The 7,456-nt window shown below is 72.5% G+C and carries 6 protein-coding genes and 1 pseudogene; 4 read left to right on the top strand and 3 right to left on the bottom strand.

Annotated elements, in window-relative coordinates:
* The coding region (locus tag ACFV61_RS01850) for a TetR/AcrR family transcriptional regulator (protein ID WP_380489496.1) at positions 1-698 on the bottom strand (698 nt) is incomplete at its 3' end.
* 135 nt (positions 699-833) lie between these two features.
* On the opposite strand from ACFV61_RS01850, the gene ACFV61_RS01845 reads away from it, so the two are divergent.
* From ACFV61_RS01845 to ACFV61_RS01835, 3 genes are read left to right on the top strand one after another with little or no spacing between them, the layout of a single operon-like run.
* Positions 834-1,871 carry an aldo/keto reductase gene (locus tag ACFV61_RS01845; protein WP_380489566.1) on the top strand — a complete coding sequence of 346 codons (1,038 nt, stop codon included), beginning with the start codon at positions 834-836 and terminating at the stop codon, positions 1,869-1,871.
* A gap of 50 nt (positions 1,872-1,921) precedes the next feature.
* Positions 1,922-2,320 carry a hypothetical protein gene (locus ACFV61_RS01840; protein ID WP_380489494.1) on the top strand — a complete coding sequence of 133 codons (399 nt, stop codon included), beginning with the start codon at positions 1,922-1,924 and terminating at the stop codon, positions 2,318-2,320.
* A gap of 37 nt (positions 2,321-2,357) precedes the next feature.
* Positions 2,358-2,669 (top strand): GNAT family N-acetyltransferase, encoded by a 312-nt coding sequence (locus tag ACFV61_RS01835; RefSeq protein ID WP_380489492.1) that lies wholly within the window; start codon positions 2,358-2,360, stop codon positions 2,667-2,669.
* A gap of 264 nt (positions 2,670-2,933) precedes the next feature.
* Here ACFV61_RS01835 and ACFV61_RS01830 read toward each other — a convergent pair whose 3' ends face one another.
* Together ACFV61_RS01830 and ACFV61_RS01825 are read right to left on the bottom strand one after the other, a co-directional pair.
* A complete protein-coding gene (locus ACFV61_RS01830) occupies positions 2,934-4,139 on the bottom strand; it encodes an FAD-dependent oxidoreductase (protein ID WP_380489490.1) in 1,206 nt (401 codons plus the stop codon).
* Positions 4,140-4,652: 513 nt separating this feature from the next.
* On the bottom strand, positions 4,653-6,719 hold the full coding sequence (locus ACFV61_RS01825) for an MDR family MFS transporter (protein WP_380489487.1): 2,067 nt from the start codon (positions 6,717-6,719) through the stop codon (positions 4,653-4,655).
* 230 nt (positions 6,720-6,949) lie between these two features.
* On the opposite strand from ACFV61_RS01825, the pseudogene ACFV61_RS01820 reads away from it, so the two are divergent.
* Positions 6,950-7,438 (top strand): annotated as a pseudogene (locus ACFV61_RS01820) (MFS transporter); the annotation flags it as partial.
* Positions 7,439-7,456: the final 18 nt, after the last annotated feature.

Here is a 7,456-nt window from a genome sequence, read left to right as displayed (position 1 = left end):
GGCGTTCCCGGACGTTCTCCGACGCCCTCCTGCCGGTGCGCCCCCGCCCGGGCGGCCGCCTCGGCGGCGGCCGCGGCGCGGTCGGCGGCGGCCTCGTCGAGCGGCTCGGCGGTGGTGAGCATCCGGTAGTAGAGCGGCGCGGAGACGGCCCGGACCACCTCGAACGCGTCGGTGTCCGGCGGGAGTTCGCCGCGTTCGACGGCCTCGGTGACGCACGGCGCCCACTCCTCGACCCGGCGCAGGTAGAAGTGCCGCAGCGCCTCGGCGGCGCCCGGGTCGCAGGTGGCGGCCACGATCACCGCGCGGAACAGCGCCCCCTGCCGGGGGTCGGCCAGCGTGCGCTGGACCAGCCGGGCGTTGGCCCGCAGGTCCTCGGCGAGGGAGCCGCTGCGGGTGCGCGGCAGTGACTGCTCGGCCATGTCCGCGAGCAGGTCGGCGACCAGCGCGCTGGTGGTGCCCCAGCGCCGGTAGACGGTGGTCCGGCCGACCTCGGCCCGCTGGGCGACGTCGCCGAGGTCGAGCCCGCTGAAGCCGTGCTCGACCAGGGCGTCCTCGGCGGCCCGCAGGACGGCGGCGCGGACCCGGGCGGTGCGGCCGCCGGGGCGCCGCGTCCCGGGCGTGGGGGTCTCCGGGGCGTCCGGGGCGTCCGGGGTCTCTGGAGCGTCCGGGGCGTCCGGCGCGGAGGGCTCGGCAGTCATTAACGGGATTCCTGTTCCATTAGGTCGATGCGCCCTGCTAGGGTCGAACCATCCTAACGGAATGGGAGTCCCGTTAAGGGCTCTGAGGGGAGAACTGCCATGGAAGCCAGCACGACAACCAGCACGACAACCGCCATGGAATACCGCCGGCTCGGCTCGTCCGGCCTCAAGGTCCCCGCGCTCAGCCTCGGCACCGGCACCTTCGGCGGCCGTGGACCGCTGTTCGGCGCCTGGGGCACCACCGACGTCCAGGAGGCCCGCCGCCTGCTCGACATCGCCATCGACGCCGGAGTCACCCTCTTCGACACCGCCGACGTCTACTCCGACGGCGCCTCCGAAGAGGTCCTCGGCCAGGCCATCCGCGGCCGCCGCGACCAGGTGCTCGTCTCCACCAAGGCCGGCCTGCCGACCGGCGACGGCCCGCAGGACGCCGGCACCTCCCGGGCCCGCCTCACCAGGGCCGTGGACGATGCGCTGCGCCGCCTCGACACCGACTACCTCGACCTCTTCCAGCTGCACGCCTACGACGCCGGCACCCCGATCGAGGAGGTGCTGGCCACCCTCGACGACCTCGTCCGGGCCGGCAAGATCCGCTACACCGGCGTCTCCAACTTCTCCGGCTGGCAGCTGATGAAGTCCCTCGCCGTCGCCGAGCGCTACGGCCGCCCCCGCTACGCCGCCCACCAGGTCTACTACTCGCTGGTCGGCCGCGACTACGAGTGGGAGCTGATGCCGCTCGCCCAGGAGGAGGGCGTCGGCGCCCTGGTGTGGAGCCCGCTCGGCTGGGGCCGCCTCACCGGCCGGATCCGGCGCGGCCTGCCGCTCCCGGCCGGCAGCCGGCTGCACGACACCGCCGACTACGGCCCGCCGGTCGAGGACGAACTGCTGTACCGGGTGGTCGACGCGCTCGACGGGATCGCCGCCGAGACCGGCCGCACCGTCCCGCAGATCGCCATCAACTGGCTGCTGCGCCGCCCGACCGTCTCCTCGGTCATCATCGGCGCCCGCAACGAGGAGCAGCTGCGGCAGAACCTCGGCGCGGTCGGCTGGTCGCTGACCGACGAGCAGGTCGCCCGGCTGGACGCGGCCAGCGCCCGCACCGCGCCGTACCCGTACTTCCCCTACCGCCGGCAGGAGGCCTTCGCCCGCCTCAACCCGCCGCTCGTGGGCTGAACCGGGTAATCCGCTTGCCGTGCCGCCCGGCCTGCGGCAAGGTCCGCACCATGTCCGAACTGCACGAACCCGAACCGCACGAGCCCGACCTGCACGAACCGGAACCGCGCGAACCGGAACCGCGCGAACCCGAGCTGCGTCGGCTCGGCTCCGACGACTGGGCGCTCTGGCGCGAGCTGCGCCTGGCCGCGCTGACCGAGGCGCCGTACGCCTTCGGCTCCACCCTGGCGGACTGGCAGGGCGCCGGCGACCACGAGGCCCGCTGGCGCTCCCGCCTGGAGATCCCCGGCGCCCTCGACCTGGTCGCGGTGCTGGACGGCCGCCCGGTCGCGATGGCCAGTGGCGTCCCGGCCGAGGAGGGCGGGGCGGCCGCCGAGCGGATATCCCGCTGGGGCGGGGCGCGGGCGCGCGCCCGCGGCGCGGGGGGGGGGGGGGCCGCGGTGTCTTAACGGTGGGGGGCGCGCGCGGGCCCCGCGCGGCCGGGGCGTGGGGGACCGGCTGATCGGCGCGATCGCCCGCTGGGCCGCCGAGCAGGGGTTCACCACCCTCAAGCTGGCGGTGAACCCCGACAATGGCGCGGCCATCGCCCTCTACCGCCGCAACGGCTTCGCCGAGACCGACGAGCCCGGCGACCTGATGGCCGACGGCGTGCGGCGCGAACTGATCCTGGCGAGGGAGCTAGGGGGTGGCGCTGTCGGGAATCTTGGAAATCGGACCTCGGAGGAGCGTTCCAGTCTCAGGTGCGCCGGGTTGTTTGAGCAGTTCAGCGGCTTGCAAGCCGGGCTTAGCGGGTGCTGAGCGGTTGGACTTGAGGGGTGTGACCGTTCGGCGAACGGATCGTTCGTCGCGGTCGTGGTGGAAGTGCTGGGTGGGGCTGGTGGGACTACTCGGTTCACCCATTCGTGGTCAGCCCGCTCCTGGCGTGTCGCTACCCACCCTGCAGGCTGACCGGCCCGGCCGAGGCGTACCTGCGGATCTTCACCGGCCGACCGCCGGGCCACGGCGAACCGTCGGCGGGCTCGGGCGGCGCGTTTCGTGCGCGCCGCCCGAGCATCGGGGTGGCTATGCGGGCAGGGGGAGGTGTCCGATCACCTTCTGGCCGACGAACGCGGACATCCGCAGGGCGTGGTAGGCGTAGTCGCGCATGGCCTGCTCGTAGCCGGCGATGCCGTCCAGGAGGGGCTTGTCGCCGTGGGCGACGGCGAGCAGTTCCTCGCCCAGGGTGTGGGCGTCGCGCAGTGCGGTGTTGGCGCCGATGCCCAGGGCGGGGCTCATGGCGTGGACCGCGTCGCCCATGACCGTGACGTTCGACGGTTCCCAGGCGTCGACGGGCACACAGCTGCGGCACTTGAGGGCCTGCACGGTGGCGGTGTCCCACAGCCGGACGGTCTCGACCAGGGCCGGGTGCCAGGCGGCGACGCGCTCCAGCACGTGCGCCTTGAGCTCGTCGGGCCCGGCGGTGAGCAGTTCGTCGTCGGGGAGCATCCCGTCGGCGAGGGAGTTGAAGATGCTCAGCGCGTAGTCGGCGGTGGCCTCGCGCCGGAAGCCGGCGTCCTGCTCGGCGATCAGCGGCGAGGTGGGGTCGGTGCGCTCCAGCGGGCCCAGGGTCAGCCCGGTGAAGTCGGCGGCGTAGGCAAGGGAGAAGGTGTTGAACAGCTGTGCGGGCAGCTTGGCCTTCGCCTCGTCGGTGAGGTGGATCTTCGCGGCGATGTGCCGGGAACCGAGGTCGGCGACCTTCACCTGGGGCAGGCGCTGGGCGCGGACGGCGGAGTTGATGCCGTCCGCGGCGATCAGCACGTCGGCCTCGACCGTGGTCCCGTCCTCCAGCAGCACGGTGACCGTCGAGTCGGGGTTGGTGCGGTAGCCGGTGACCTTGGCGCCGAAGTGCACGGCCTTCTCCAGGCCGAGGTAGAGGATGCGGCGCAGGGTCGAGCGGCACACCACCAGGTGCTCGGGGATGTCGGTGGGCACCCCGGTGCCCTCGGTGGCCGTCTTGTCCCGGCCGGGGCGGGGGTTGAGCTGTGAGTCGAACAGCAGCATGTCGTCGCTCGGCATGCCGCAGGTCGCCAGGAACAGCTCCCACAGGCGCGGCTCCAGCGCGGCGTGCAGCGCGGAGGTGCCGGTGGAGTTGATGTGGATCCGGTACCCGGCCTCGCGCGCCGCGATGCCGGCGTCGCGCTCGTAGGCGGCCACGTCAAGGCCGTTGCGGTTCAGGTAGTGGGCCAGCGTCAGCCCGGCGAGACCGCCGCCGGCGATGACGATACGCATTCCAGACACAGTACTCCCAGTGCAGATTTCTTCTCTTACTCGGAGCACACCAGGACTCCCCTGAAGGGGAGGACGTTGACGCGGAACGGGAAACCGTTGACCTGCGGTCCGGACTACCAACCGGAAGGCAATTTCGTGTGCCCCGGAAGCCTACACCGACAGCTTGCGGCCAGTAGCTGATCAGCCCTGTGATGTGGAGTTATTTGCTGATCTTGCAACTCCTGCGGCGACTGCCGGGCCAATGGCGATTCCGACCTTGAAGAATCAATGGAAATCTGGTCAGCGAGAAGATGATTTGACCAATCCAGGATTTTTTGCTCACAGTCGCCTGACTTGTCTGTCCGACATACGCCGGGGCTAATGGAAGGGCTGCCTGCCGCTTGGAGGCCGAGCGGGAATGGAAACCGGTGGCGCCAGAATTCTTGACGGCCCCGGCTCCGCCGTTGGTCGGGACGGCCAGCGGTCAGTGTCTGGGACCGTTCGGCGAGTCACCAACCTCGGTGGCCAGTACACCTAGACCTTGGCCGCAGTCTTCGAACGGGCGTGGGCCGGAAGGCCGTTGGCGAGGTCTTCGACCATCAGGCGCCAGGCGATGGCGGTCGCCGCGGTGCGCAGCTGGGGGCTGCGCGGGCGGCCGGCGTCGGCGTCCAGCCGGGCGTTGAGCCAGTCCGACCAGGCCTGGGCGAGGACGCGGACCTCCTGGGATCCGGCGTCGGTGGGGGAGAGCCGGTCGCCGTCGCGGGTGAGGTAGCCCTCGGCGGCCATCCGGTCGAAGACCGGTTCCAGGACCTCGGGCGGGATCCGCTTGCGGGCGGCGATGAGGTCCAGGGAGGCCTGGCCGACGGCCTTGGTGTGGCCGGCGACCTCCATCAGCGCCCAGGCCCCGGCCAGGTCGACCCGGGTGTCGGCGTCGTCGACGATCGAGCGGACGGTGTCGAGGTCCACGCCGCGCACGAGCTTGCCGACGGCGTACTCCAGGTGCGGGTCGGAGTCGCTGGTGGTCGGCTGGGCGAAGCCCTCGCCCATGTCGGTGGAGCCGGCCCGGGCGGTGTCCCGCAGTTGCACCTGCTTGAGGAAGAGCGCGACCACGAACCCGACCAGGGCGACCGGCACCGTCCACAGGAACACGGTGTGCAGGGCGTCGGAGTAGGCCTGGATGATCGGGGCCGCCTGCGCGGCGGGCAGCCGGTGCAGGCCCTGCGGGCTCTCGGCGGCCCGGGTGAGCAGCGCCGGGTCCGCGCCGGTGAGGCGGGCCGAGGAGGCCACGCCCCGGGCGAGTTCGGTCTTGAGGCTGTTGGCGTAGATGGTGCCGAACACGGCGGTGCCGAAGGAGCTGCCGATGGTGCGGAAGAAGGTCACCCCGGAGGTGGCGGTGCCGAGGTCCGCGTAGTCGACGGTGTTCTGCACGGCGATGGTGAGCACCTGCATGCTCAGCCCGATGCCGACGCCGAGCACGAACATGTAGAGGGAGGCGAGCGCGGTGCCCGTGCCGGGTTCGAGCCGGGAGAGCAGGTAGAGGCCGACGGCCATCACCAGGGTGCCGACGATCGGGAACACCCGGTACCGGCCGGTCTTGCTGACGGCGTTGCCGCTGGCGATCGAGGCGAGCAGCAGCCCGATCACCATCGGCAGCGTCCGCACGCCGGAGGCGGTCGCCGAGTCGCCGTCGACGTACTGCAGGAAGGTCGGCAGGAAGGTCAGCGCGCCGAGCATCGCGAAGCCGACGATGAAGCTGAGTACCGAGCAGACCGCGAACACCGGGTTCCGGAACAGCCGCATCGGCAGCATCGGTTCGACGGCCCTGCTCTCCACCCAGCAGAACAGCCCGAGGGCGACGGCGCCGCCGGTGAACAGGGCGATGATCACCCCGGAGCCCCAGGCGTACTCGTTGCCGCCCCAACTGGTCGCCAGGATCAGGGCGCTGGCGCCGATCGCGACGAGTGCGATCCCCAGGTAGTCGATCACCGGGCGTACCGCCGAGCGCACCGAGGGGATGGTCCGGGCGGCCGCGATCACCACCAGGATCGCGATCGGCACGTTGACGTAGAACGCCCAGCGCCAGGACAGGTGGTCGGTGAACAGCCCGCCCAGCAGCGGCCCGATCACCGTCGCCACGCCGAACACCGCGCCGATCGCGCCCTGGTACTTGCCGCGCTCGCGCAGCGGGATGACGTCCGCGATCAGTGCCATGGCCGTCACCATCAGGCCGCCCGCGCCGATGCCCTGGAGTGCCCGCCAGGCGATCAGCAGCGTCATGTTGGTCGCCAGGCCACAGAGGAACGAGCCGGTGATGAAGACGACCGCCGAGACCTGGAAGAGCAGCTTGCGCCCGTACAGGTCGCCGAACTTGCCGGCCAGCACGGTGGCCACCGTCTCGGCCAGCAGGTAGGCCGTCACCACCCACGACATGTGCGCGGCCCCGCCGAGGTCCGCGACGATGGTGGGCAGCGCGGTGCCGACGATGGTCTGGTCGAGCGCGGCCAGCAGCATGCCGAGCACGATGGTGCCGAAGACGACGTTGCGCTGCCGGACGTCCAGCACCGGCGGGGCGGTCGGCGGGGTTTCGGTGGCGGCGTTCATGTCCTCAGCCTCCGGGGCGCCGGGAGAGGCCGCGATCGGGTTCGGCCGTCCGGGTGAGCGGCGGCGCGGGCGGCGCAGCCCGGCTGGCGGCTCCGGGGCCGCGCCGTCCACGATGGCCGTTCGGAGGGGGGCCGCGCGCGGCGGGCGGGCAGCCGGACCGGGAAGACCGGTCGACGGCCGGCCGCCGGACGCGAAGCCAGACGACCGCCGGACGCCCGGAAGGTGCTCCCATGACGGCCCAACCCCCGTGCAGCCCCCCGGAACAGCGGCCCGGCGCATCCGCCGCGGGCCGGCGGGCCGAGGCGCGGCGCTGGCGGGCGCTGACGGTCTGCCTGGTCGCGGGGTTCATGACGCTGCTGGACGTCAGCATCGTCAACGTCGCCCTGCCGACCGTGCGGGCCGGGCTGCACATGTCCGACAGCGGCCTGCAGTGGGTGCTCAGCGGCTACGCGCTCGCCTTCGGCCTGGTGCTGGTCCCGTCCGGGCGGCTCGGCGACGCCCGCAGCCGCCGGGCCGTCTTCCTCACCGGGCTCGCCCTGTTCACCGCGGCCAGCGCGCTGGCCGGGGCGGCGCAGAACCAGGAGTGGCTGGTGCTGGCCCGGCTGTTCCAGGGCGCGGCCGGCGGGGTGCTGGTGCCGCAGGTCTCCGGCTTCATCCAGGTCCTGTTCCAGGGCGCCGAGCGCGGCCGGGCCTTCGGCGCGCTCGGCGCCACCCTCGGGCTGTCCTGTCTCGTATAA

Source organism: Kitasatospora sp. NPDC059817 (assembly GCF_042731835.1).
In the GTDB taxonomy this organism is placed as follows: Bacteria; Actinomycetota; Actinomycetes; order Streptomycetales; family Streptomycetaceae; genus Kitasatospora.
This window is presented reverse-complemented; position numbering and strand designations above follow the sequence as displayed.

Bases quoted from the DNA above. Each gene is read 5' to 3' on its own strand.
- ACFV61_RS01845 (WP_380489566.1), top strand. From the start codon at position 834: ATGGAATACCGCCGGCTCGGCTCGTCCGGCCTCAAGGTCCCCGCGCTC.
- ACFV61_RS01840 (WP_380489494.1), top strand. From the start codon at position 1,922: ATGTCCGAACTGCACGAACCCGAACCGCACGAGCCCGACCTGCACGAA.
- ACFV61_RS01830 (WP_380489490.1), bottom strand. From the start codon at position 4,139: ATGCGTATCGTCATCGCCGGCGGCGGTCTCGCCGGGCTGACGCTGGCC.
- ACFV61_RS01825 (WP_380489487.1), bottom strand. From the start codon at position 6,719: ATGAACGCCGCCACCGAAACCCCGCCGACCGCCCCGCCGGTGCTGGAC.